This window comes from Marinomonas polaris DSM 16579 (genome assembly GCF_900129155.1).
Classification (GTDB): domain Bacteria; phylum Pseudomonadota; class Gammaproteobacteria; order Pseudomonadales; family Marinomonadaceae; genus Marinomonas; species Marinomonas polaris.
Genome location: NZ_FQVF01000002.1, coordinates 142,684 through 166,556, shown reverse-complemented (window position 1 = coordinate 166,556; position 23,873 = coordinate 142,684). Strand labels below are relative to the sequence as shown.

Genomic DNA, 23,873 nt, shown 5'->3' with positions numbered 1-23,873 from the left:
CTAGGGAAAATAATAATGTCTTCACCAAAGCTATTTATGCATGTTCAAGATCCATTATTAGCTTCAAATCTACTTTCTTTAAATGGCGTTCGACAGTATGAGTTAAACATTAGTCATCAAGATGAAAATTGGCTAGATCAGCTATCTGTCGCTCAATGTGATGTTGCTCTTATCGAAGTAAATTCATTGCATGATGTTGCCTTAAAAGAACTTATTAGCAGCCCTGTTCTATATAAAACAGAGTTCTTATTTTTCAGCAAAGGCGAACCAGATCCAATATTAGATCACCTAATGCATAAAGGTGCTGGATTTCACTATCGTGCGCCTTACAATTTAAAGCTGATTGAATCTTCCTTGAAAGAAGTCTTTAGTGAACTAAGCCGCTCTCACGAAAATGCCAATACCCAAACCAGTTATCTGGATCAATTTGGCTTATTAGTCGGCTCATCAACTGCCATGCATTCGCTTTATCGCACTATTCGAAAAGTCGCAGCAACCAAAGCCAATGCTTTTATCATGGGCGAAAGCGGTACAGGTAAAGAACTTATCGCCAATACTTTACATGTTTTCAGCCAACGCGCTGAAGGTCCTTTTGTCGCCATCAACTGCGGTGCGCTTAGCCCGGAGTTAATCGACAGTGAATTATTCGGCCATGTTAAAGGTGCTTTCACCGGAGCACACAAAGATCATCAAGGCGTTTTCGAGCAAGCAGAAGGCGGTACACTCTTTTTAGATGAAGTCACCGAGATGCCATACGAACAGCAAGTAAAACTTTTAAGAGTCCTCGAAAGTGGTGAATACAAACCAGTCGGCGCTCAACAAGTAAAAATGGCCAACGTACGAATTATTGCTGCAACTAACCGTACATTAAGCGATGCTATCCGCGATGAAGTATTCCGCGAAGATCTCTATTTTCGTTTAGCTCAATTTCCTATCATGGTTCCAAAATTAAAAGACCGAGAAGGTGATGCATGTGGCCTTGCTCAACACTTTTTGTCTTACCGCAACGCTAAAGATGGCCAACACAAACAATTTTCAGCACAAAGTCTAGAAAAGATTAACCACTATACTTGGCCCGGTAATGTGCGAGAGTTAAAACATGCCATTGAGCGGGCTTACATTCTAGCCGATCATATTATTCATCCAGAACACCTAATAACCAATGATCTCAGTGAGCAAACCGAGATAGACAAAACAGCAGGTATTCCTACTGGTATGCGCCTAGATGACATAGAAAAAATCGCCATCTTAAAAACACTGAAAAACAATGACGGAAACAAAACAGATACTGCCCATCAACTTGGTATCAGTATCAAAACCCTATATAACAAACTCGATAAATACGAACATACCGATTTTTTATAAAGCAATAACAGTTACCTTAAAAAGAACGTTAGAAAAAAGGCCGATCAACTCGGCCTTTTTTCTGTTCGTTTTAGCAATCAGTGTCTTTGGCGTTCATGCCTTCTTTCGCTTCTTCACACTTGTCTTCAATGGCATTACCTGTATCTGTCATAGTGTCTTCAATTGAATTGCCCGCGTTATTTAGCGCTTCACCAGCATTATCCATTGTCTGCTCAACAGCATCACCAGCATTGGACATAGCGTCTTCTACTTTGTTGTCATCAGAACTCTGATCACATGCTGCCAATGTACCAGCAGTAACAAGAACCAAAGCGGTATTTAGTAGAGTGCGTTTAATATTCATAATGGTAACCTCCATTTAGTTTTTTAAAATTTGGGCGTCATGGCTGCGTTTATATCCAGCCTTCCCAAGTAATCAACTCAACGACCTGAACAAAAGAACTGAAGTTCATATCGTTGATTTCCCTTAGAGTATTGCGAAGCTTGTGCCAACTTTCAAAAAAACGCACAAGATATTGATATTAAAGAATTTTATTAAAAAACATTCATCCAACATAACTACTAGACAGCAAGCTAATAAGTAGTTTTTACAAAACTACTCGGTAACTGTTTCCGTCGAGTAATTGTAAAGACGCAAAAAATGTGGCTCATAAGCCATCAATGCTCTGAGATAAACAGGAAACACCACGAAATAAACAGACAACACTACAAAATAAACAGCTAATTTCATGGAATACACAAAAAGACTCTTGAATGTTTGTATGTCTGCCATAGAATTGGCCAAAATCTATGCTTTATTTATAAAAGCGACCTTTAAGGACATATTAATGAGCTCTACGCTGTACACCTCACCAAGATTAGATGGCTTTCGTATGCCTGCGGAACACGAACCGCAAGAGCAAGTTTGGATGGCTTGGCCAACCCGCGAAGACAACTGGCGAGAAAAAGGCAAACATGCTCAAAAAGAGTTTGTTGCTGTTGCTACAGCAATCGCACAATCAACAGACGTCACCTTCATTGCCGATGCCAAGAATTATGAACAAGCTCGCCTCGCTTTGCCTAGTAAAATCCGAGTCATTGAGATGCCGTCCGATGATTGCTGGATGCGTGACATAGGTGCGACCTATGTAGTGAACGATCAAGGCGAACGCCGTGCAAATAGTTGGCAATTTAATGCTTGGGGTGGCGAACTAGACGGCTTATACGATTCTTGGGAGCAAGATAATGCGGTCGCCGCAAAAATGGCCACTGTCACAGGTGACTATGTTTACCACGCGCCGTTAATTTTAGAAGGCGGTTCCATTCATGTGGACGGTGAAGGCACCTTATATACGACAGAAGAATGTTTGCTTCACCCAAGCCGTAATCCGCATTTAAGCAAAGAAGACATAGAAGACCTATTAAAGGTGTACTTAAATGTTGAAAAAATCATTTGGCTTAAAGATGGGCTTTATAACGATGAGACTAACGGCCATGTCGATAACATTATGCATGTTGTTCGTCCAGGTGTTGTCGCATTAACAGATTGTGAAGACTCAAACGATCCACAATATGCCATCAGTAAAGCGGCGCTAAAAGTCCTAAGCCAAGCAATCGATGCAAAAGGCCGAACACTAGAGATTATTAAGCTTCCGATGCCGGGGCCGCTTTTTGTATCAGAAGATGAAGCAAAAAACTTAGTAGAAAGTGATTATATGAATCGCCAAGTCGGAGAACGTCTTGCAGCTTCTTACGCCAACTTTTTAATTACGAATAACAGTGTTGTATTTCCAACATTCGGCGAAAAAACTGATGAACAAGCAAAGGAGATTCTACAAAAGGCATTTCCTGAGCATAAAGTAATAGGTGTTTACGCCAGAAATATATTATTAGGTGGCGGAAACATCCACTGTATTACTCAGCAAGTTCCTGAAAAGTGCTCTATTAAAGCAGTTTAAGAGCCCTAATAAGCCCTTAACGGATTATTATATTGGTTATATATGTTATGCCTATATTCAATATAAATACCAAGATGATAAACCTTTTTTATGGCACTAATATTTCTGTTTGTAGCGCACACACACTGTGCTAATCTCGTGTATTAGCGCCTTGTAAAAACGGTTTATAACGCATTGGTGTTTTGTGTATTTTCTGGCTAGAACATAATCAAATTTTTGCTTATGTTCGGTTGTACTAATTGAAGCGCATTGCTTCTTATTTACGATGGCGTATTTCGCTTGGGGTAATATCAATGGATTCCACGTTTACTTTATTGGACTTAGGCTGGCAGGCTTACTTTCAACAACAGTTATCATTGGATGATTTAGAATCTAACCGCATTGCACGTATCTGCTCTCAAAAAGACAGCAGCTACGAGCTTGTCAGTGAATTCGGCTTTTTCACTTTAGAAAACCATTCCGATATGCCAAGCATGGCTGTCGGTGACTGGGTTATTACTGACACTGAACAAAACTTCCTACGCCTTTTAGAACCAAGTTCTATATTTGAAAACATCGCTTCAAATATAGACACTGTATTTTTAATTTGTGCATTAAATCAAGATTTCAATTTAGCGTTGATTAAACGTTATTTAGAACTTACTCATGAAGCTCAAGCAGATGCAGTTGTTATACTTACAAAAGCAGATACTTGTAATGACGCAGCTGAAAAACGTGCCCAAGTAGAAAAACTTGATCCGTTACTCATCGTAGAAACGGTTAATGCTTTGGATGCTGACAGCCTACGCTGTTTATCGCCTTTGCTTAAGAAAGGTAAAACCATTGCCTTACTTGGCGCGGTTGGTTCTGGTAAATCTGCATTGATCAATACCTTGATGCAAACCACGGCCGAAGGCAAAGCACAAAGAAACATTGGTGATTCGGGCGCCTTAAAGATCATGCCATCAGGTGCTATTTTGCTAGATACTGCAGGCATGCGTGAACTACAACTTGCTGAATTCGATAGCAGCGCTATTGCCAATTTCGCTGACATCATTGCATTGGAAAAAGAATGCCGTTTCAGTGACTGTCATCACCAAGGCGAACCTGGTTGTGCCATCAAAGGCGCAGTTAAGGCAAATCGTTTAGATGAGCAACGTGTGGCTGACTTTATGTTACTTCGTAATGAAGACAGCGATGATGATCAAGTTACCAGATCTAAACCACAAGAAAAGTTTTACCGTAGCGCACAATCCGATATCCGCGCTCGAAAACACAGTTCTGCTGAGTAATATTAAGAGCAATCTCAAATTAGCAAAACAGAAAGCGGACTATACTCAATAGTCCGCTTTTTTTTATGTGATATTTTTATACGATTTTTATGCAACAGTAGATAAAATTCGGGAAGAAAAGCAAGTGTCCTTTACAGCAAGCCTTTGAGTGTTTATAACAAGTCCCTCTATTCGTTTTCACTCCACTCCAACAGAGGCAGCTTTTCTGAATCACCATGTCTAATACTTTACTGATTTATTCAACAACAGACGGTCACACAAAAAAGATAAGCCTTAAAATGCAAGCCATTATCGAGAGCCAAGGCCATACCGTCACCCTTCTACCAGTAGAAGAAGCAAGCGCTGAAACCTTAGCCAATCACGACAAGGTAGTCATTGGTGCCAGTATACGCTATGGCAAACATCAGAAAGTTGTGATTGATTTTATTGAGCAGAATAAAACTCAGCTTAAAAGCAAACCAAGTGCATTTTACACCGTTAACCTTGTTGCTCGTAAACCTGAAAAGTGCCAACCTGATACCAACCCGTACATTATTAAACTTTTGGCTCAACTAGATTGGAAGCCAAGTTTAGAAGGTGTTTTTGCTGGTAAGTTAAACTATCCAAAATACGGTTTTATCGATCGCAACATGATCCGCTTCATAATGTGGATGACAAAAGGGCCAACAGATCCCAAAACCAATATAGAATTTACCGATTGGAATAGTGTTGATCAGTTTGCTCAAGCTGTTTGCGATATGCAATAAAACGATAACAAACAATTCACAGCAAAAACTGCGATTTAAAGTATTAAAACATTTAGTTCTTCTATTCAGTTATTAGAAAAGGAAAAGATGAAATGACTGACGCACTACTATTAACCTTTGTTTTTTTGGTTGCGGGGGTCATTTCTGTTCCTATTGCGTCACGCCTAGGACTGGGGTCTGTCTTAGGATATCTGTTAGCTGGCATCATTATTAGTCCATTACTAACCCTATTAGAAGTAGACATTGTTTCTATTCAACACTTTGCCGAACTTGGTGTTGTCATGATGTTATTTCTTGTCGGACTAGAGCTAAACCCTAAAAAACTCTGGGCATTAAAGTCTAAATTATTAGGCTTAGGTGGTGGGCAAGTTGTGTTAACAGCCCTTCTTATTATGGGATTAGGAATGCTGTTAAACCAAGAATGGCGTACCAGCTTAGCTATTGGTTTAGTACTTGCTCTATCTTCAACCGCCATCGTCATTCAAACATTGACTGAAAAAGGTTTAATGAAATCAGATGGCGGCCAATCATCTTTCGCCGTATTGCTCGCTCAGGATATTGTCGTTATCCCAATGTTGGCCTTTATTCCTCTGCTTGCCACACCAGAACTCATCGAATCTTTAAGTCATGCGGCAGAGATATCTCAGGGTGGAAGCCATTCAGTATCTTTAGTCGATGGTTTAGAAGCATGGCAAACTGCATTAGTCACCATCGGCGCTATTGGTATAGTGATTTTAAGCGGTAGCTTTTTAGTTACGCCTATTTTTCGTTTTATCGCAGTCACACAATTAAGAGAACTTTTTATTGCCGCCGCGTTGATGTTCGTTATCGGCACAACTCTACTCATGTCTTTGGTTGGACTTTCTCCTGCACTCGGAACATTTCTAGCTGGCGTGGTGTTGGCTAACTCACCTTATCGACATGAGTTAGAAAGTGATATAGCTCCTTTTAAAGGCTTGCTGCTGGGATTATTCTTTATGACCGTCGGTGCTGGCATAAACTTCGCCCTACTTTCTAGTCATTTTTTCTCTATTCTTGGCTTAACTGTTGGTCTAATTCTGCTGAAAGCTACCACGTTGTTAATATTAGGACGGATATTTAACATTCGTGGTTCAAACAAATGGCTGTTTGCGCTAGGCCTTGCCCAAGCCGGGGAGTTTGGTTTTGTTTTACTGTCTTTTACTGTCAGTAATGCAGTGATATCACAAGAAGTTGCCGACATTCTACTACTTGTCGTGGCGTTGTCTATGTTGCTCACGCCAATGCTATTCATCATCTATGATCGTGTTATCGCGCCTCGTTATGCCACCGACCAAACTGCCGGCACACACGATGAACTACCCGATGACAATAAAATCATTATTGCTGGTTCCGGACGAATGGGAAGTACGATAGACAACCTTTTGCGTTTGGCTGGTTATCATTCAACAGTGATTGATTTCAGCGTAAAGCGATTAAGAGCACTTCAGCATTTTGGCGTTAAAAACTACTTCGGTGACGCCACCCGTCCAGACTTATTAGAAGCCGCAGGCATAGATGAAGCATCATTGTTGATTATTACCATTGATGATCCAGAGCAAATTACCAAGCTCGTCAAATATGTCAAAGAGCACTACCCTGATCTACACGTTATCGCGAGAGCTTTCGACAACAATCACGTTTACGATTTATGGGCTTCGGGATGTCGCGACATTATTCGAGAAAACTACGACAGTAGCTTGCGTATGGGACGGTCTGCTTTTGAAGCACTTGGCATTTCTCATAAAAAAGCCGAACAGATGATTGACGTGTTTAATCAGCACGACAAAGTATCTATGGTGGAAGTAGCCGATGCACATCAGATAGGTGTACCCTTCCATGAAAACACCGTATTTATTGCTCGTCTAAAAAAATACCTTGAAGAGAAAAACCCACAACTTCAAAAAGCCATGAAAGACATTCAAGCTCAAGCAGATGACTAAGAATATTCGTATTTAGCACTAAAAAGTTAGTGCTAAATACATTAATGGAGCGCCACTTTACTTTGTAGTTTGGCGAGCCGTTCATTCCATTTTCCCGCATGGGAGCGCTCGCAAGCTTCTTCTGTATCAAAGCTAACTTGCTGACGAAGCTGGTTTAGCTTGATGTTTACGGTGCTTAACTCATTATTAATAAGCGTATAAAAGTAATCATCTTGCTTCGCCTCAATGGCTTTAGACAAGGCCTCATCGGTTTCGAAAACACAAACGATCTTTAGCGAATTAGGAAACGTATTGTAATTAACTAAATGCGTTAGCCAGACAAAACCTTCCACTGAACCCAGTGCTGTTTCACACACATTCGTTAACGCTCCACGAAGTGCATTATCGATTTTTTTATCGGATTTCTTCATAAAAATACATTACTGATTTAAGAAGCCGAAAGTGTAACCTGTCGCACAACCTCAACCAAGTTGATCAAGCAGATTCACTATCATGCATTTCTTCTAAAAAATAACCTGCTATAATTTCAAAACACCGTTTCAATATAAAGCTTCTACATAAAGCGCCGCATCATCGGAGATAATCTTGCACAAAACATTTCGCTCATTGAGCAACCCGCAATATCGACTTTGGGCAATGGGAGCTTTTGTCTCAAATATTGGCACATGGCTGCAACGTACTGCGCAAGATTGGATTGTGATTGCAGAACTGTCTAACGGAAACGCCACTGCAGTAGGTATTGTTGTCGCTCTGCAATTTGCTCCGCAATTTATTTTCTTACCTATCATTGGTTGGGCTGCTGATTACTTCGATCGCCGCAAACTACTTATCGTCACACAAAGCTTGCGCGGTTTGCTCGCGCTGGTTCAAGCCATCATGATTCTAAATGGTCACCTTGAGCTGTGGCACATGTATATTTTCGCTTTTTTACTCGGCTGCTTTACCGCATTCGACACTCCAGCGAGACACGCATTCGTAGCCGATTTAGTTGCTGATAAAGATCTAGCTAACGCAGTTTCTTTGAATTCTATTTCATTTAATAGCGCTCGGATGATTGGCCCTGCTATCGCAGGTTTTTTAATTCTATTAATGGGTGCTGGCTGGGTGTTTGCGCTAAATGCCTTGTCCTTTATCCCAATTATAGCCATCACTTATATGATAAAGGCCAAACCAGTAAATTTACTTCCAAGCGTCGAAAGTGATTCTAGCAAATCTAGTAAAGCCACCTTATTTGATGGATTTCATTATATTCGCCAACGTCCAGACATGATCATTGCCATCACCATGTTCTTTTTCTTCGCTATGTTTGGGCTAAACTTCACTGTCTATCTGACGTCAATGACCGTTCATGTGTTTACTGGTAACTCTCAGCAATTTGGCATTCTGATGTCTATTATGGCAGTAGGGTCTATTGTCGGCGCCATGATTACCGCTAACCGAGAAAACCCTAATGTTCGTTTTATATCCTTTTCAGCTATCGGCTTTGGGGGAATTGCCTTGATAGCCTCGATCATTCCTAATTTTTGGCTATTTGCTGTCTCACTCAGTTTAATAGGCATGACTACTCAACTTTTTACCACATCCGTACACAGCCTAATTCAACTCAGTGCACAAAAATACATACGCGGTCGAGTCATTGCTATTTTGTTAGCAACCTCTGTAGGAGGTTCGGCAATTGGTGGGCCTTTGGTCGGTTGGACTGCCGACTTACTCGGTGCTCGTTGGGCTATCGCCTGTGGAGGCATTATTGCTTTGCTAACCGCTGCACTTGGCTTACGCTATTTACATCAAAGAGGTGATAAATAAGTTTTTTTAAGATTAAGCAAAGCTCTCAACTATTAAGCTGCACCATGATGCATTACACTATTTGCTCACGATAACATTCGACCCAAACATTCGATAAAAAGCAGGAAACTCACATTGACCTCCTGCTTTTGCTTTGATTTAAGACATCCAGTAAGGAATCACGCTGTGAAAAAAGTATTTATTGATGGCGAAACAGGCACAACAGGTCTTCAAGTAAAAGACCGTCTAGTTAACCACCCACACATTGAAATCATCAGTATCGACCAAGATAAAAAACGCGATGTAGAAGAAAAGCGTCGCCTGATGAAAGAAGCCGATGTAACAGTACTTTGCCTACCAGATGATGCCGCAAAAGACAGCGTTATTTTGGCAAAAGAAGAAGGCTGTCGTATTTTGGACGCGAGTTCTGTCCATCGTGTCGCCGAAGGCTGGGTATATGGCTTGCCTGAACTTGATGTCACTCAACGCGACAAAATCAAAGATGCGCAGTTTGTCTCTAACCCAGGTTGTTACCCAACTGGCGTGATTTTGCTATTGAAACCATTGATTGAAGCTGGATTATTATCCGCGTCTTATGATTACTCAATCAATGCCGTATCTGGTTACAGTGGTGGCGGCAACGCGCTAATTGACCGTTATGAAAGCACTAACAATGCGCCGATATTCGGTGCTTACGGTTTGTCTTTCAACCACAAACATCTAGCTGAAATGAAAAAATGGTCAGGCTTGGATAACGCACCCATTTTCGTTCCTAGTGTTGGTAACTTCCGCCAGGGCATGTTGACCTTCTTGCCAATTCAGCTAAAAGGCGATGTCACCATGGAGCAGTTACAAGCTAAATTGGCCGAAGTGTATGCCAACGACACGTTTGTAACGGTAAATGGCTTTAATGTGGTTGCCGATAACTCAGCACCATTCTTGACGCCACATGGTCTTGAAGACACAAACCAAATCGAACTCTCGGTTCTAAGTGAACCAGGCAACAAGTCTGGCATTCTTGTCGCAAAACTGGATAACCTCGGTAAAGGCGCGTCTGGCGCTGCCGTACAAAACCTAAACATCATGTTAGGTTTTGACGAAGCAACCGCAGTTAACCTTCGCTAGTCATCTTATCCCGCCTTCTTTTTCAAAGAAGGCGGGATTTATGCCTTAGAGCCTCAAATGAATAATAAAAATAAGTCTCCACATGTCACCAAAACAACACCGACACCTTCACTGAATATCCCAAGCAAACCTAGCTGGCCGCTTTATCTAATTTTAGCGATGACGTTTGCCATAGGCGCTATTTCCTATCAATTTCTAACGCTCCCCCAATCGCTGACTGCTGGATTGCTGTTCATTTGTATCGCCTTCTGGGCGACGTCTCTGGTGCCAGCTTATTGGCCAGCTTTGGGCTTATTTGCCTTTGCGACGGCAACACAGCTCGCTCCGACACAAGTAATATTCGCAGGATTCCAATCGTCGACATTTTGGTTACTTTTCAGCGGTATGGTGTTCGGTGCAGCGATTAATCATACGGGGATCAACTCTCGCGCAACACGTTTATTAATGCTGATTCTTGGCAATAGCTACCAAGGCACTATTATCAAAATTGCGTTGTTTGCGATGGGATTGGCCTTTTTGATTCCTTCTGGCGTAAGTCGTATCGTACTCATCATCCCGATCATTGCTTCCCTTGCAGATCATTTTGGTTATGATCAAGACTCTAATGGCCGAAAAGGCATGTTATTGGCCGCGGCATTTGGAACCTTTTTACCTGCCTTTTTTATCTTGCCTGCGAACGCGCCTAACATGCTGCTTTCAGGTATGGCCGAAGCGCTTTATAACGCACCCTTTTCTTATGGTGAGTATCTACTTTTGCACTTCCCTATCTTAGGACTTGGAAAGTTAATCATGACTGTTGGCGTTATTCTGTGGCTTTTTCCAGATAAAGCACCAAACCAAGCGATACAAGCGACAATCGAAAAGTCAGCCATGACAAAAATAGAAACACGGTTGTTAATTGTGCTTTGTGTTTGTTTTGCTTTCTGGTTCACAGACTCGCTGCATCATATTTCAGCAGGTTGGGTTGGGCTAATTGCTGCATTAGTTTGCCTATGGCCAAGCCTTGGATTGATGGCAAAAAATAGCATCGATAAAGACATTCAGTATGGCACACTGCTATTTGCCGCAGGCATTATAGGATTAAGCGCGATCATTGCTTACTCAGGCCTTGGTAATATCTTGGTTAATTATTTAACCGAAGTCATTCCTTTCTCAGAAGATTCAACTTTACTGAATTTGAGCTTGCTGACATTTATTTCCACTTGCGTGGCTGTGGTGACTAATTTGGCAGGTGTTCCCGCTATTATGACCCCAATGGCTGAGCATTTAGCCAGCATCACCGGCCTTTCTAGCCATGCAGTGCTAATGACGCAAGTATTGGCTTTTTCCAACGTGTTACTGCCTTATCAGGCGCCGCCACTGATTACCGCGATTGCGCTTGGCAATTTATCCATCAGCGCCGTCACTAAGGTTTGCTTAGCGACCTTTGTTTTAACAAGCTTGATACTGCTACCACTGAACTTCGTCTGGTGGCATATTCTCGGTATGTTTTAGGTAAGTTCTTAGCTAAGATAGACAAAAGCCGCCTATCCATTCAGATAAGCGGCTTGTTAATGACAAAGCTATTTAATATTTAAAATAGAAACCTACTTCGTTGGCTGCCAAACGTTAAGCTTAGACTTACGCATTTGGTCTTTTTCTGCTGCAGAAGCGCCCCAATTACCATCATAAACTTTACCTTCCCAATCACCGTAAGCCGGATTAGGTAACATGATAAATGTTGTACCAAACAGCGCTTTATTTTTCTCAACCGCTGCATCACTTTCCGCTAAACCCTTGGTTCTGAAATCGGTGGAGAAATCGTTTAGGTTATCACCCATCAACAACGCAACGTCGTAGCTCTCTGCCACTTGTTGTCGGCGAGGCTCTTTGTTACTAGTAGACGTATTCAACATCAAATGCGCATCATCCACATTAGGAAACCCTAAAGCTTTTAAATTTTTACGTGTGCCTTCTAAACCTGATGCTTTACGGTTAGTTATATAAAATACTTCACCACCTTTGCTCGCCACATAGTTCAGAAACTCAGTCGCGCCCGGCATGGCTTTCGCCTGTGCAGCATCCATCCATTCGCCCCATGTTTTGCTTGAATAGCCAAAATCCTTACCGATCAACCAAGCTTGATAACCGCTGTTGTCGATAACTGTTTCGTCAGCATCGACAATCACCGCGATTTTCTTGCTGCCTTTATGTTGGCTAGCATATTGATCAAATTGCATTTTTGCCAAATTAAACGCTTGATAAGACAAAGCCTTATATTCAGCAGAGGCTTGCATCCACAAGGTCGACATAACCAACTGTTCGTTTAAGTCTTTGGCCGAATAATCAGATTCTTGAGCAAAAGCGGTGAACGAAAAACCGCCCGTTAGCAGTGCAGTTGACAGAACCAGTGTACGAAAAGTGATTGAAGACATTAAAAACCTCTTATTTATAGACACATATGTAACTCAATAAACGCTTCTTGCAAAAAATACACCTTCTTTGTCTATTCGTCTTCCTCTTTTATTCAAACAATAAAGAACGTCAATCTTGTTAGAAAAACCATCTCGCAGCCATTTGAGAACAGCTTTTTCAACGAAAATATCGTATTATCCCCGCTATTAGCCATTGACCCAGCATTCTAACTATTGATTCCTATGATACGACTTTCCAATATCCAACTTCCTCTTGATCACGACGCTAGCGCAGTAGAAAGCGCAATTTTATCCATGCTTGAAATTCCAGCCGAGAAACTCGTTAGCTTTAACGTTTTTCGTCGCGGATACGATGCGCGCAAGAAAACTAATATCATGTTGATTTACACTTTGGATGTTGAAACGACGTGTAACGATGTTTTGCTTAGCCAATTTGCGGATCACCAGCAAATCAAAGTCACACCAGACTTAGATTATCATCCGGTTACACAAGCACCGGTAACTTTGACTGAACGACCTATCGTTATTGGTTTTGGTCCATGTGGCTTATTAGCAGCCTTGGTTTTAGCGCAAATGGGTTACAAGCCAATCGTGTTGGAGCGTGGTAAAGAAGTACGTGAACGTACCAAAGACACATTCGGTTTCTGGCGTAAGAAGATTCTGAACACAGAATCTAACGTACAGTTTGGAGAAGGCGGCGCAGGAACCTTCTCTGACGGCAAACTCTATAGCCAAGTGAAAGACCCTAAACAATACAGCCGAAAAGTCCTTAATGAATTTGTTGCTGCAGGCGCACCGGACGAAATTCTTTACGTCAGCAAACCTCACATTGGTACCTTTAAGTTGGTTGCCATGGTCGAAAAAATGCGTGCACAGATTATTGAGCTAGGCGGTGAGATTCGTTTTAGCTGCCGCGTCGATGATTTACATATCGAAAATGGCCAAGTCACTGGCGTTACCCTTGCTGATGGCGAACAATTACACTCCAAGCACATTGCTATCGCCATTGGTCACAGTGCTCGCGACACCTTCGAAATGCTACACAATAAAGGCGTGTATATCGAAGCCAAACCTTTCTCGGTTGGCTTTCGTATTGAGCACGAGCAATCGTCTATCGATAAAGCACGTTTTGGCCCAAATGCGGGTAACGAAATTCTTGGGGCAGCGGATTACAAACTGGTTCACCACTGTAAAAATGGTCGTTCCGTTTACAGCTTCTGCATGTGTCCAGGCGGTACAGTAGTTGCCGCTACGTCGGAAGAAAATCGTGTGGTCACCAACGGCATGAGTCAATATTCTCGTAACGAGCGTAACGCCAACAGCGCCATTGTGGTGGGCATTGATCCTTCCGATTACCCAGGTGGACCACTTGCTGGTATTGAATTCCAACGCAAACTAGAAAGCCTTGCTTATGAATTGGGCGGCAGCAACTACGATGCGCCAGCTCAAACCGTCGGTGCTTTTTTACGTAACGAAACACCAAAAGCACTTGGAACGGTGGAACCCTCTTTCAAACCGGGTATTAAGCTAACCAACCTAGCGGATGCCTTACCCGATTTTTGTATCGAAGCGATTCGCGAAGCTATTCCAGCGTTTAATAAGAAAATCAGAGGCTTTGCCTTTGACGATGCTTTATTGACTGGCGTAGAAACACGTACCTCAGCACCAATCAATATCAAACGTGATAACGACAGCCTAGAAAGCATCAACACAAAAGGCTTATTCCCAGCAGGTGAAGGCGCAGGCTACGCCGGTGGCATCATGTCAGCAGCTATCGACGGTATAAAAATCGCCGAGGCCATGGCATTGAGTATTAACGCTAAAGCAGTCAAATAACCATTAGACATCGCTTATAGAAACTAACTAGAAAGGGCTCTCTAATGAATAGACAGCCCTTTCTTCTTTTTGCTAACAAGCTATTTATCAGCCCCTTCTGTCACATCAATACCTCGCTCAGCAAATACTTCTTTGGCGGCAAAAAGGCCATTTAACGCGGCTGGAAAGCCAGCATAAAGTGCCATTTGCATCAACACTTCGATGATTTCTTTTGGTGAACAGCCCACATTGAGCGCAGCATGAAGATGGACTTTCAATTGTGGTGCGGCATTGCCTAATGCGGTTAAGGCCGCCACGGTAGCGATTTCACGAGACTTCAAATCCAAACCAGAGCGGCTATAGATATCACCAAAACCAAACTCGATCATCAAGGTAGCGAAATCTGGCGCGATAGGTTGTAGTGCATCGACGACTTTCTGGCCTTGTTCACCGTCTATTTCAGCGAGTTTTTTCAAACCTAATTGATAACGATCTTCACTCATTTTTCTCTCCTAAACACTTCATAAAAGGACACCAGTTACATTGCTTGTTACTATGTCATTTTTTATAATCGAAATATTTAGAAAAAATAGAGAAGTCATTTTTCAATATTGAAAAACAACTTTAGCGGAATATCTTATGAAAGAGATGATTTGGGACGATACGAAAGCTTTCTTGGCGCTTGCCCGTTTCGGCACGCTTACCGTAGCAGCAAAATCCCTAGACATGGGAATTGCTACGCTATCACGAAAAATAGAACGTCTTGAGCAAAGTCTACAAACACCGCTCTTTTTGCGTTTTCAAACAGGCTACCAACTGACGGATGAAGGCAAAAATCTATTAAATAAAGCAGAGGCAATGGAAGCCGCCGCTTTTGCGTTTACCAAGAGTGCGAAAAAGGAATCTCAACTGATCGGAAGGGTCAAAGTCGCTACGGCTGAAAACCTCGCCACTCACCTCATTTTGCCAGCACTAGGCCGTTTTCAGCAAACTTACCCTAACTTACACATCGATATTGTCACTGACATTCATACAGCCAATTTACATCGTCGAGATGCTGACCTTGCCTTACGTATGGTGCGTCCAACCAATGGCAATGTCAGCTTCCAACATGTTGGTACGCTAGGCTACGGACTCTACTGCAGCACTCATTACCAAAAGGAACGCGATGACGCTAATGACAATTTTATTCAATGGGGAGAGCATTACGAGCATTTGCCCGCAGCACAATGGATAGCCAATCAATTAGCAGGAAAAGAGCCCATTATCACCACCACATCGGTAGCAACACAAGTAAGTGCTTGCCTTGCGGGAATCGGCGTGGCGGTGTTGCCACACCTAGTAGCACAGCACACTGAACTTGTTTGCCTTATCGACACACCAGAGGTCAATCAAGAAATTTACCTCGTTATCCAGACTGATTTAACCCAATCGAAACGCACTCGCGCTGTGGCGGATTTTCTTTCAGAGCTGGTAAAGACACATCAAGATCGCCTTAATTAGGGTACGGCCATACCTTAAATATTCTCACCATAAACTTAAACTGGTCATTCGTGGTCATACAGCGGATGTGTTCTAGCTCGTCTAACAAAAATCTCAGTTGAAAAAACCAATCATCATTTTTCGATAGACAATTCTCTAGGGCCTTCTTTAGCACTCAAACTCAGTGGTGCTAGTGGTGTTGGAAACCTTTAAGAACAATAAACACAATGAGTATTTTAAAAGCTCATTGTGTTTCTTTAAAAAACAATCCAAGACTTGTGTTTTGAGTTCGATTACGCTGACTTAATACAAAAACAGTCAGTAACAATGCAAGAAATTCAGTACTCGCAGCCGCATACCAAATCCCCCATTCGGAAAAGAAGTACGGCAGAATAAAAATCAACGGAAGAGAGAACGCATAGGTTTTCATTATGCCTAAAATGCCTGCTCTTTTTGCATCACCAATGGCTTGAAAAAACATGCTAATCATCATTTGCGGGCCAACCAGAAAAAGCGCCAAAGTAGAAAATGGTAAAATTCGTACTACCCCACTAATCACGGCTTGATCACTAACAAACAACATCCCTAAATCACGTTTAAAAACAAAAGCTATCGTCTGCAATAACAAGCAATAAACAAAGGCAATAGTCAGAGCAATTTTAATACTGGCATTTACTCGGCTCAACTCATTCGCTCCAAAGTTGTTACCAACAATCGCTTGAAACGCCATGCTAAGCCCAAGCAAAGGCAAGAAAATAAACGTCATTAAACGCGTGATAATGCCATAAGCTCCCACTGTCGTTGCATAATTAGCAGCATCCCACGTTTGCAAATTGTATAAAATAGCACCAGATGTTAATGCCAAGCCGATATAATTTAAACTCGAAGGTGCTCCTAAAGACAAAAACGTCAGCCAATGCTGTCGAGATTTTGAAAACGACACAACCTGAAGGTTAAGCTCGTTTTTCTGATATTTCCGATAGCAAAAAACAATAATTAAAGAGACCGTTTGTGCCAAAACAGTGCCATAAGCAGAACCCTCTACCCCCCAATTCAAACCGACAATCAACAAATAGTTAAATACGCCATTCAGTAGCACTGACAAAAGAGAGACCGACGCCATGAAAGAAACGCGCCCTTCGCAGCGTAAACTGTCACCATTAATAGCTAGAACAAAGACCAAGGGAGAGAAAAAGACCAAAATAGATATATAACGATAACTCATATCGGCAATCAGATTTGAGCCATTACTCACAGCATCTGTTAACGCGTGTCCACCTAGTAAAAACAAACAGATCAGCACAGCACAGACCACTAAAGACAAACTAATCGCTTGCGAGAACACTTCCACGGCACTAGATCCATTTCCCGCGCCTAATTGCCGCGCCATCAAACTGGCAAAACCATTCGATACTAACGTTGACAAAGCAACAATCAGAATAAAAGCAGGAAACATAGAAGTAACGGCAGTTAGGGCATCGGCGCCAACAAACACACCAAGGAAGTACGCGTCCACCAGCGCAAACGAACCATTCACCATCATGATCAAAATAATCGGTGCCGCTGTTTTTAGAAACACAAAGGGTAAAGGCGCATTAAGAAAATTATTATTTTTATGTAATTCTGTCGTCATTCGAAATACGTCCGGTTAGATCATCACCATAGGTAAAGGTATTTAGAGCATAAGCTCTTATCATGGGGTCCCAGGATATTATTCTAAGCAAAGATCAAACGGGAGCTTTTATCATAAGAAGTATTAAAAACAGCAATATCAGCCATGTTTCATCATTAGATGCTTAGACCTGAATAAGTTAAACACACATTCATTTATTTAGCGTAGATATAAAGATGTTCTATAGCTGATCATACTTATAGCTGCTACTGTAATGAGTAAACCATCAATTCGGGAGTTGTTTTATGTGGTTAGAAGCATCCAGTACTCTTGAGTTCAACATTGAGACACCGTCACCTTTTGTGCTTATGTTACGCCCTCGTAGCGGTATGCAACAATGGATTGCTCGAGAAGAATATGTGTTGTCGCCTAGTGTGCCAGCAGTTGAGTTTACCGATTCCTTTGGAAACTTATGCCAAAGATTAGTCGCTCCTGTCGGACATTTTTCGATTCGTATCTCTGTAGTAATAGAAACCGCCAACGCTTCAGATACTGCACCCGGCGCGCCTTTTGTTGATATCCAGCAACTACCCGACGAAACCTTACCTTTTTTGCACCCTAGTCGTTATTGCGACTCCGATCATTTTACTGAAATGGCGTCATCCATCGTTGCAGGCTTAACTCCAGGCTATGACCAATGCAGTGCTATCGTCGATTATATTCGCAAAAATATTCAGTATACACCGGGTGAAGGCGAACAAAACATAAGTGCATCAGAGCTAAACGGATTAGGACGAGGTGTTTGTCGAGACATGGCACATTTGGGCATTGCTTGCTGTAGAGCGCTTGCCATTCCTGCACGCATGGTGGTCGGTTATCTTGAAGGCTTAGAGCCGATGGATTTACATGCGTGGTTTGAAGCCTACGTTGGCAATCGTTGGTACACATTCGATCCAACGCAAGCGGATTTACAAGGTGGTCGTGTCGCTATCGCTTTTGGGCGAGACGCTGCTGATGTGGCAATCTACACCCAGTTCGGGCCACCGGTAGAGCTGCTCAATCTCGATGTTAAGGTCCAAGAAACGCAAGGACCAACGCGATAAAGCAGCACTTCTTATGAAACGACACAATTAATGAAGCGACACAATTAATGAAGCTATTAGACTATCTCAAATTGAATAATAGCATTACCCTGATTCATAACTCGGTTCACACCTAAAGACTCAGCGGCTGACACTAATCCATTTAAGGTTCCGGTAATAAAAAAGTAGTCTTTATTGCCGTAGCCTCGTTGAATACATTGAAGTATACCTTTCTTCACCACGTCTTTCTTTGCCTCTACAAGCTGATCCAATCCTGCAGAGAAGGTATAACCTTGATTACCACCTTCAAAAAGTATCTCCCCAGCTACTGGCTTTTGAGAGACAAAAACACCGTAGTTGAAATAGAAATCACACGCTGAATGGTTCGTAGGGTGAATAGCCGGACGAATCAGTTCGACAGCTGCAAAAGATGTCAATTCACCAACCAATTCATTCATTGCATCTGTCGTACTTGGTACAGTCAATTGAAAGCACACTTCTAACTCAGTACCGCGAAATGCTTGATGTGGAATAGTGTCGCCAAGATTGGCGAATACTTGGAAGTCAAAAATAGGAGAAAGAATAATCACGCCATCTTTATCGACAATTTTCCAACCGGCGATCGTGGCACCTTTCTCGACAATTTTAGTAATCAGAGCATCCTGCGCGGCGCACAATGCGTCAAAACTATCAGTTAACGATAATGACGCCTCAAGCTGAAATCCTTTTACTATCTGAGAATACTCTTCGAAAACCATATTGTGACAACCCTTGTAAAAATTAATAGCGGCAAAAATAGCCTAACACCACAAACATTTAATCGTAGTAAAGACGCCGCTATAGTATGAGAAAAAAGTAAGATGAGATATGATCTTTGCGCGCTTAACATCATATAAAAGCAAGAATCAGCCACAAAAAGCAATAAAATATGAATGGAATCCTGAATGCGAATTGACCCAACTTCCCTGCGATTGTTCGTCTGCGTCATAGAGCAAGGCTCAATTGCCCGCGCTGCCGAATTGAATTTCATTGCGGCTTCTGCTGTATCAAAACGCATCAAGGAATTAGAGCAATTGCTTCATACCCCATTAATGATGCGCACCAATCGCGGCGTAGTTGCCACTCCTGCTGGTCAAGCTTTGTTACAGATGTCCCGCGGCGTGCTGCATCAGTTAGATGATATTTATAACCAAATGAATGAGTTCTCCCACGGTGTTCGAGGGCAAGTTCGAATGGTAGCCAACATTTCTGCTATCAGCCAATTTCTCCCTAAACAACTGCGCTCTTTTCTGAACCAAAACCCTTTGGTGCAAATTCATTTGGAAGAGAAAATCAGTAGCGAAATCATTCGTGCCGTAGCAGAGAATGCAGCAGATATTGGTATTGTCACCATCGCTTCAAGAGAATACCCAGACCTTTCTATCTATCCTTATAAAACAGACCGTCTTGTGGTCATCACTCCGGTTGGGCACCCTCTTGGACAATACAAAGAGGTCAAGTTTGTAGACACTTTAGGGCATGACTATGTCGGTTTACATACAGGAAGTGCTATCAATAACCAAATGATTAATGCGTCTACCAGTGCCAATTTACCACTAAATATGCGCATTCAAGTCACCAGCTATGAAGCGCTTTGCAGCATGGTGGAATCAGGACTTGGTATAGGACTTATGCCTATCGACATTGCTCGACCCTACATAAAAGCTTCACGAATAGAGGCCTTACCATTATTGGACAGCTGGGCACATCGAGAACTTAAGATCTGTGTTCGCAGTTCGGATCAACTGCTCGACGCCGCTCACCATTTATTAACCCATTTACGTACAACTTAATGACTATCAATCTTGCCATATCCTAAAGAGATGGCAGCCTAACATTTAGGCGCTTTGCTCTTGCTCTAGTTTAAAAGATGATAATTACAACAATTACAAAAAATAATTAAGGGAAACGAGAATGAGCCAACGCGACTCGTCATCTAACACAAATTCTAACAATGAAACCGAATTACCTTTAAAGGGTGTACGCGTTTTAGAACTGGGATCTCTCATCGCCGGTCCCTATGCTGGCAGCATTTTTGCTCAATTCGGCGCAGAAGTAATTAAGGTTGAACCTCCCGGAAGCGGTGATCCATTGCGCAAATGGCGCAAAATGTACAAAGACACTTCTCTTTGGTGGTACTCACAAAGCCGCAATAAAAAATCTATTACGCTCGATCTTAAATCGGCGGATGCCCAAGCCATCATCCATGACTTGGTAAAAGACGTAGACATAGTCATCGAAAACTTCCGTCCTGGCACCTTAGAAAAATGGAATCTTGGTTGGGAGCAATTATCTGCTATCAAACCAGAACTCATCATGTTACGCGTTTCGGGTTATGGTCAGGATGGACCTTATTCTTCTCGTCCTGGGTTTGCTGCGATTGCAGAATCCATCGGTGGCTTGCGTCACCTTGTTGGTTATCCTGATAGACCTCCGGTTCGAGTGGGCGTCAGCATTGGCGACACTCTTGCATCACTTTACGGCGTAATCGGCGCCATGATGGCGATGCATCACTTAAAAGTGAATAACGGCACTGGGCAGTTTATCGATGTTGCCTTATACGAATCTGTGTTCGGTGTAATGGAAAGTTTGATCCCTGAATACGGTATGTTCGGTTTTATACGAGAACGTACTGGCGCCAGTATGCCAGGTATTGCGCCATCTGGTTCTTATATGAGCAAAGATGAACGCTACATTGTTATTGCCGCTAACAGCGACAGTATTTTCAAGCGTTTAATGAATGCGATGGAACGACCAGATTTAGCGAACGATCCAGAATTAGCGCAAAATGACGGTCGAGCTAAACGCTCCGACGAACTAGATGAAGCAATTCAAGCTTGGACATCTCAGCACTCTCTTAAAGATGCACTCGCCATTTTGGAAGAAGCCGCTGTGCCGTCTAGTGGTATTAATAATGCGGAAGATATTTTTAACGACCCACACTTTCATGCCCGAGAAATGATTGTTGAACATCCGCTTTCTGGTGACGATAAAATATCACTTCCTGGCATAGTGCCAAAATTAAGCCTAACACCTGGCAAAACTCAGTGGCTAGGGCCAAAACTGGGCGAGCACACAGACGAAATTTTAGGCTCAGTTGGAATAGACGAAGACAAGCTTGCCATGCTACGTGCCAAGGGTGTGATTTAGGAGCCTATTATGTTCATGCAGAATCTACCAACCAAGGTACGAATTAACGAAGTTGCGACTCGCGATGGTTTTCAGAGCGAAGCGCTTTTTATACCAACAGATAAGAAAATCGAGATCATCGACCGCCTATCTTTACTTGGTTTAAATAAAATCGAAGTCACCTCTTTTGTATCACCAAAGGCAATTCCTAATTTGCGTGATGCTGAAGAAGTCATGAATAGCATTACGCGTAATCCCAAGGTCACTTATGTGACACTGGTTCCCAATGAAAAAGGCGCAGAGCGTGCACTGGCGACCAAGGCGGATGAAGTAAACCTGGTTATGTCGGTGAGTGAATCGCATAACCTTTCGAACATGCGTATGTCATGTGAGCAGTCATTGGCGCAATTCATACGTATTTGCGAGTTAATGAAAGGCAGTAGCACTCGAATTAATGCTTCATTAGCCACTTCATTTGGCTGCCCTTTTGAAGGCATTATCGCTCCTGAGCGTGTAATCAAAGTCATTCATCAATATATTGATATTGGCATTCAGAGTATTTCGATTGCTGACACAACAGGTATGGCATCACCAAGACAAGTCTATGAGTTATGTTCGCAAGTTCGCGATATTTTTCCAGCGCTCGATGTGACGTTGCATTTACACAACACGCGCGGTATGGGATTAGCGAACGCGCTTGCTGGTTTGTCTGCTGGTATCACTCAACTAGATGCGTCATTAGGTGGCATCGGTGGTTGCCCTTACGCACCAGGAGCCACAGGTAACATCTGTACAGAAGACCTAGTTCACATGCTAGAATCCATCGGTTTAGATACGGGTGTAGATTTGACTACTTTATTAGTCATGGCTCGCGAGCTACCAGAATTACTAGAACACGATATATCAGGACAAGTTGCCAAGGCAGGCTTACGAACTGAAACAAGACCTTTATCACAAAGTGTCATTGATCTTAAAGCTCGTATTGAAAAGCACTAAAATAAAAAAACTAGCAGTAATAAAACTATAAAAATAATGATTAATAAGAAAACAGGACTTTACCATGAATTATAAAACCCTTCTAAAAACTGGCTTATTAACGTCTACTTTGATGGCTTCTTTGCCAACATTAGCAGAAACAACGTTAGGGATTTCGCTGCAATTACCTCTTAAACATCATCTTGGTCAAAACCTTGTCGACTTCAAAAAAGAAGTAGAAGAAAAAAGCCATGGCGATATTAAGATCAAAATTTATCCTTCTGCACAACTGTTTAAAGACAGCGAAGTGCACCAAGCAGTGAGTTCTGGCGCCATTGAAATGGGTGTAATGAGTCTTTCCCAGCTTGCAGGTACTATTCCAGCAGTAGATGTTTTTTATGTGCCTTTCATGTTTCCTTCCCAAGACAAGGTAGAAGCTGCAACTCGCCCTGATAGCCAAGTTCGCAAATTACTGGATGAAGCCATTCTAAAAACCGGTACGCGTCCATTATGGTGGCAAGCTTATGGTGGCGTAGCGTTACTTTCTAAGAAAAAACCAATTGAACTACCAGAAGATATGAAAGGCATGAAAGTTCGTGTTTTTGGTAAAACATTAGGTGAATTTGTTAACGCAGTAGGCGGCGCACCAACATCGCTATCTGGCTCTGAACAATTCCTAGCCTACCAACGAGGTACAGTCGATGCAGGCATGACAGGTGTATCTGCGGTTGGCCCACGTAAGCTTTACCAAGTAATGGATTACCTTACCCTAACAAATCATGCTGACATTGAGTTCTTAACTGTTATCAATGAAAAAGTATGGGAATCTTTATCTGCTGATAATCAAAAAATTCTGTCTGATGCAGCTCGTAAAGTTGAAGTAGAGCTAAGAGATAAAATCAAAAAAATCGAGAGCGATGCTATCGTAGATGCTGAAAAACACATGAAGGTGATTCATCTTACTGATGACGACATCATCGCTTGGCGTAAAGCGACCACCTCTGTGAAAGAATCTTTCTTAGATAATTCAGGTCCACTCGGTTTTAAAGTCATTCAAGCTGCCGAAAACCTTTAAGCTTATAAAAATATATCGCGGATGAGCCCTTCATCCGCGATATTTCGTTGTTTTTTGGAG

Annotated in this window: 21 protein-coding genes; 15 read left to right on the top strand and 6 right to left on the bottom strand. The window is 42.2% G+C overall.

What is annotated here, in order from left to right:
- Positions 1-15 precede the first annotated feature (15 nt).
- On the top strand, positions 16-1,365 hold the full coding sequence (locus tag BUA59_RS00765) for a sigma-54 interaction domain-containing protein (protein ID WP_072837821.1): 1,350 nt from the start codon (positions 16-18) through the stop codon (positions 1,363-1,365).
- Between the two features lie 70 nt (positions 1,366-1,435).
- Here the strand turns inward: BUA59_RS00765 and BUA59_RS00760 are convergent, their stop codons facing one another.
- Positions 1,436-1,708, bottom strand: a complete 273-nt coding sequence (locus BUA59_RS00760) for a hypothetical protein (RefSeq protein ID WP_012069204.1) — start codon at positions 1,706-1,708, stop codon at positions 1,436-1,438.
- 484 nt (positions 1,709-2,192) lie between these two features.
- On the opposite strand from BUA59_RS00760, the gene aguA reads away from it, so the two are divergent.
- The 4 genes from aguA (at position 2,193) to BUA59_RS00740 (ending at position 7,280) form a co-directional block, all read left to right on the top strand.
- Positions 2,193-3,302, top strand: coding sequence for an agmatine deiminase (gene aguA / locus BUA59_RS00755; RefSeq protein WP_072838061.1), 1,110 nt, complete (start codon positions 2,193-2,195; stop codon positions 3,300-3,302).
- A 293-nt stretch (positions 3,303-3,595) separates the two neighbouring features.
- A complete protein-coding gene (rsgA, locus tag BUA59_RS00750; RefSeq protein WP_072837820.1) occupies positions 3,596-4,573 on the top strand; it encodes a GTPase RsgA in 978 nt (325 codons plus the stop codon).
- Positions 4,574-4,788: 215 nt separating this feature from the next.
- Positions 4,789-5,319, top strand: coding sequence for a menaquinone-dependent protoporphyrinogen IX dehydrogenase (gene hemG / locus BUA59_RS00745; RefSeq protein WP_072837819.1), 531 nt, complete (start codon positions 4,789-4,791; stop codon positions 5,317-5,319).
- A gap of 92 nt (positions 5,320-5,411) precedes the next feature.
- Entirely contained in the window at positions 5,412-7,280 is a 1,869-nt protein-coding gene (locus tag BUA59_RS00740) for a cation:proton antiporter domain-containing protein (RefSeq protein WP_072837818.1), read from the top strand.
- A 41-nt stretch (positions 7,281-7,321) separates the two neighbouring features.
- On the opposite strand, the gene BUA59_RS00735 is transcribed toward BUA59_RS00740, so the two are convergent.
- Positions 7,322-7,690, bottom strand: coding sequence for a Fis family transcriptional regulator (locus BUA59_RS00735; protein WP_072837817.1), 369 nt, complete (start codon positions 7,688-7,690; stop codon positions 7,322-7,324).
- A 175-nt stretch (positions 7,691-7,865) separates the two neighbouring features.
- Between BUA59_RS00735 and BUA59_RS00730 the strand changes: the two genes are divergently transcribed.
- The 3 genes from BUA59_RS00730 (at position 7,866) to BUA59_RS00720 (ending at position 11,684) form a co-directional block, all read left to right on the top strand.
- Positions 7,866-9,086, top strand: coding sequence for an MFS transporter (locus tag BUA59_RS00730; protein ID WP_072837816.1), 1,221 nt, complete (start codon positions 7,866-7,868; stop codon positions 9,084-9,086).
- A gap of 165 nt (positions 9,087-9,251) precedes the next feature.
- A complete protein-coding gene (argC, locus tag BUA59_RS00725) occupies positions 9,252-10,190 on the top strand; it encodes an N-acetyl-gamma-glutamyl-phosphate reductase (RefSeq protein ID WP_072837815.1) in 939 nt (312 codons plus the stop codon).
- Between the two features lie 57 nt (positions 10,191-10,247).
- Complete coding sequence (locus BUA59_RS00720) at positions 10,248-11,684, top strand: SLC13 family permease (RefSeq protein ID WP_072837814.1); 1,437 nt, start codon at positions 10,248-10,250, stop codon at positions 11,682-11,684.
- A 92-nt stretch (positions 11,685-11,776) separates the two neighbouring features.
- Here BUA59_RS00720 and BUA59_RS00715 read toward each other — a convergent pair whose 3' ends face one another.
- Positions 11,777-12,604, bottom strand: a complete 828-nt coding sequence (locus BUA59_RS00715; RefSeq protein ID WP_072837813.1) for a 5'-nucleotidase, lipoprotein e(P4) family — start codon at positions 12,602-12,604, stop codon at positions 11,777-11,779.
- Between the two features lie 222 nt (positions 12,605-12,826).
- Here BUA59_RS00715 and BUA59_RS00710 point away from each other — a divergent pair, with 222 nt between their 5' ends.
- Positions 12,827-14,440, top strand: coding sequence for an NAD(P)/FAD-dependent oxidoreductase (locus BUA59_RS00710; RefSeq protein WP_072837812.1), 1,614 nt, complete (start codon positions 12,827-12,829; stop codon positions 14,438-14,440).
- Between the two features lie 80 nt (positions 14,441-14,520).
- On the opposite strand, the gene BUA59_RS00705 is transcribed toward BUA59_RS00710, so the two are convergent.
- The gene (locus BUA59_RS00705) at positions 14,521-14,922 is read right to left on the bottom strand and encodes a carboxymuconolactone decarboxylase family protein (protein ID WP_072837811.1); all 402 of its coding nucleotides are present in this window, start codon (positions 14,920-14,922) and stop codon (positions 14,521-14,523) included.
- 136 nt (positions 14,923-15,058) lie between these two features.
- On the opposite strand from BUA59_RS00705, the gene BUA59_RS00700 reads away from it, so the two are divergent.
- Positions 15,059-15,922 carry a LysR family transcriptional regulator gene (locus BUA59_RS00700; protein WP_072837810.1) on the top strand — a complete coding sequence of 288 codons (864 nt, stop codon included), beginning with the start codon at positions 15,059-15,061 and terminating at the stop codon, positions 15,920-15,922.
- A gap of 223 nt (positions 15,923-16,145) precedes the next feature.
- Here the strand turns inward: BUA59_RS00700 and BUA59_RS00695 are convergent, their stop codons facing one another.
- Positions 16,146-17,534: an MATE family efflux transporter gene (locus tag BUA59_RS00695; protein ID WP_072837809.1), complete on the bottom strand. Its 1,389-nt coding sequence runs from the start codon at positions 17,532-17,534 to the stop codon at positions 16,146-16,148.
- Positions 17,535-17,818: 284 nt separating this feature from the next.
- Here BUA59_RS00695 and BUA59_RS00690 point away from each other — a divergent pair, with 284 nt between their 5' ends.
- A complete protein-coding gene (locus BUA59_RS00690) occupies positions 17,819-18,616 on the top strand; it encodes a transglutaminase domain-containing protein (protein ID WP_012069190.1) in 798 nt (265 codons plus the stop codon).
- A gap of 56 nt (positions 18,617-18,672) precedes the next feature.
- Here the strand turns inward: BUA59_RS00690 and BUA59_RS00685 are convergent, their stop codons facing one another.
- On the bottom strand, positions 18,673-19,353 hold the full coding sequence (locus tag BUA59_RS00685; protein WP_072837808.1) for a hypothetical protein: 681 nt from the start codon (positions 19,351-19,353) through the stop codon (positions 18,673-18,675).
- Between the two features lie 186 nt (positions 19,354-19,539).
- On the opposite strand from BUA59_RS00685, the gene BUA59_RS00680 reads away from it, so the two are divergent.
- From BUA59_RS00680 to BUA59_RS00665, 4 genes are all read left to right on the top strand, one after another.
- A complete protein-coding gene (locus BUA59_RS00680) occupies positions 19,540-20,427 on the top strand; it encodes a LysR family transcriptional regulator (protein ID WP_072837807.1) in 888 nt (295 codons plus the stop codon).
- A 121-nt stretch (positions 20,428-20,548) separates the two neighbouring features.
- Positions 20,549-21,784: a CaiB/BaiF CoA transferase family protein gene (locus BUA59_RS00675; protein WP_072837806.1), complete on the top strand. Its 1,236-nt coding sequence runs from the start codon at positions 20,549-20,551 to the stop codon at positions 21,782-21,784.
- Between the two features lie 9 nt (positions 21,785-21,793).
- Complete coding sequence (locus BUA59_RS00670) at positions 21,794-22,759, top strand: hydroxymethylglutaryl-CoA lyase (RefSeq protein ID WP_012069186.1); 966 nt, start codon at positions 21,794-21,796, stop codon at positions 22,757-22,759.
- 64 nt (positions 22,760-22,823) lie between these two features.
- Complete coding sequence (locus tag BUA59_RS00665) at positions 22,824-23,813, top strand: TRAP transporter substrate-binding protein (protein ID WP_012069185.1); 990 nt, start codon at positions 22,824-22,826, stop codon at positions 23,811-23,813.
- Positions 23,814-23,873: the final 60 nt, after the last annotated feature.

What these genes read in the sequence shown, in the direction of transcription:
- hemG (WP_072837819.1), top strand. Translation starts at nt 4,789, where the DNA reads ATGTCTAATACTTTACTGATTTATTCAACAACAGACGGTCACACAAAA.
- BUA59_RS00700 (WP_072837810.1), top strand. Translation starts at nt 15,059, where the DNA reads ATGAAAGAGATGATTTGGGACGATACGAAAGCTTTCTTGGCGCTTGCC.
- BUA59_RS00705 (WP_072837811.1), bottom strand. Translation starts at nt 14,922, where the DNA reads ATGAGTGAAGATCGTTATCAATTAGGTTTGAAAAAACTCGCTGAAATA.
- BUA59_RS00665 (WP_012069185.1), top strand. Translation starts at nt 22,824, where the DNA reads ATGAATTATAAAACCCTTCTAAAAACTGGCTTATTAACGTCTACTTTG.
- aguA (WP_072838061.1), top strand. Translation starts at nt 2,193, where the DNA reads ATGAGCTCTACGCTGTACACCTCACCAAGATTAGATGGCTTTCGTATG.
- BUA59_RS00690 (WP_012069190.1), top strand. Translation starts at nt 17,819, where the DNA reads ATGTGGTTAGAAGCATCCAGTACTCTTGAGTTCAACATTGAGACACCG.
- rsgA (WP_072837820.1), top strand. Translation starts at nt 3,596, where the DNA reads ATGGATTCCACGTTTACTTTATTGGACTTAGGCTGGCAGGCTTACTTT.
- BUA59_RS00675 (WP_072837806.1), top strand. Translation starts at nt 20,549, where the DNA reads ATGAGCCAACGCGACTCGTCATCTAACACAAATTCTAACAATGAAACC.
- BUA59_RS00670 (WP_012069186.1), top strand. Translation starts at nt 21,794, where the DNA reads ATGTTCATGCAGAATCTACCAACCAAGGTACGAATTAACGAAGTTGCG.
- BUA59_RS00765 (WP_072837821.1), top strand. Translation starts at nt 16, where the DNA reads ATGTCTTCACCAAAGCTATTTATGCATGTTCAAGATCCATTATTAGCT.
- BUA59_RS00680 (WP_072837807.1), top strand. Translation starts at nt 19,540, where the DNA reads ATGCGAATTGACCCAACTTCCCTGCGATTGTTCGTCTGCGTCATAGAG.
- BUA59_RS00720 (WP_072837814.1), top strand. Translation starts at nt 10,248, where the DNA reads ATGAATAATAAAAATAAGTCTCCACATGTCACCAAAACAACACCGACA.
- BUA59_RS00695 (WP_072837809.1), bottom strand. Translation starts at nt 17,534, where the DNA reads ATGACGACAGAATTACATAAAAATAATAATTTTCTTAATGCGCCTTTA.
- BUA59_RS00715 (WP_072837813.1), bottom strand. Translation starts at nt 12,604, where the DNA reads ATGTCTTCAATCACTTTTCGTACACTGGTTCTGTCAACTGCACTGCTA.
- BUA59_RS00710 (WP_072837812.1), top strand. Translation starts at nt 12,827, where the DNA reads ATGATACGACTTTCCAATATCCAACTTCCTCTTGATCACGACGCTAGC.
- BUA59_RS00735 (WP_072837817.1), bottom strand. Translation starts at nt 7,690, where the DNA reads ATGAAGAAATCCGATAAAAAAATCGATAATGCACTTCGTGGAGCGTTA.
- BUA59_RS00740 (WP_072837818.1), top strand. Translation starts at nt 5,412, where the DNA reads ATGACTGACGCACTACTATTAACCTTTGTTTTTTTGGTTGCGGGGGTC.
- BUA59_RS00685 (WP_072837808.1), bottom strand. Translation starts at nt 19,353, where the DNA reads ATGGTTTTCGAAGAGTATTCTCAGATAGTAAAAGGATTTCAGCTTGAG.
- BUA59_RS00760 (WP_012069204.1), bottom strand. Translation starts at nt 1,708, where the DNA reads ATGAATATTAAACGCACTCTACTAAATACCGCTTTGGTTCTTGTTACT.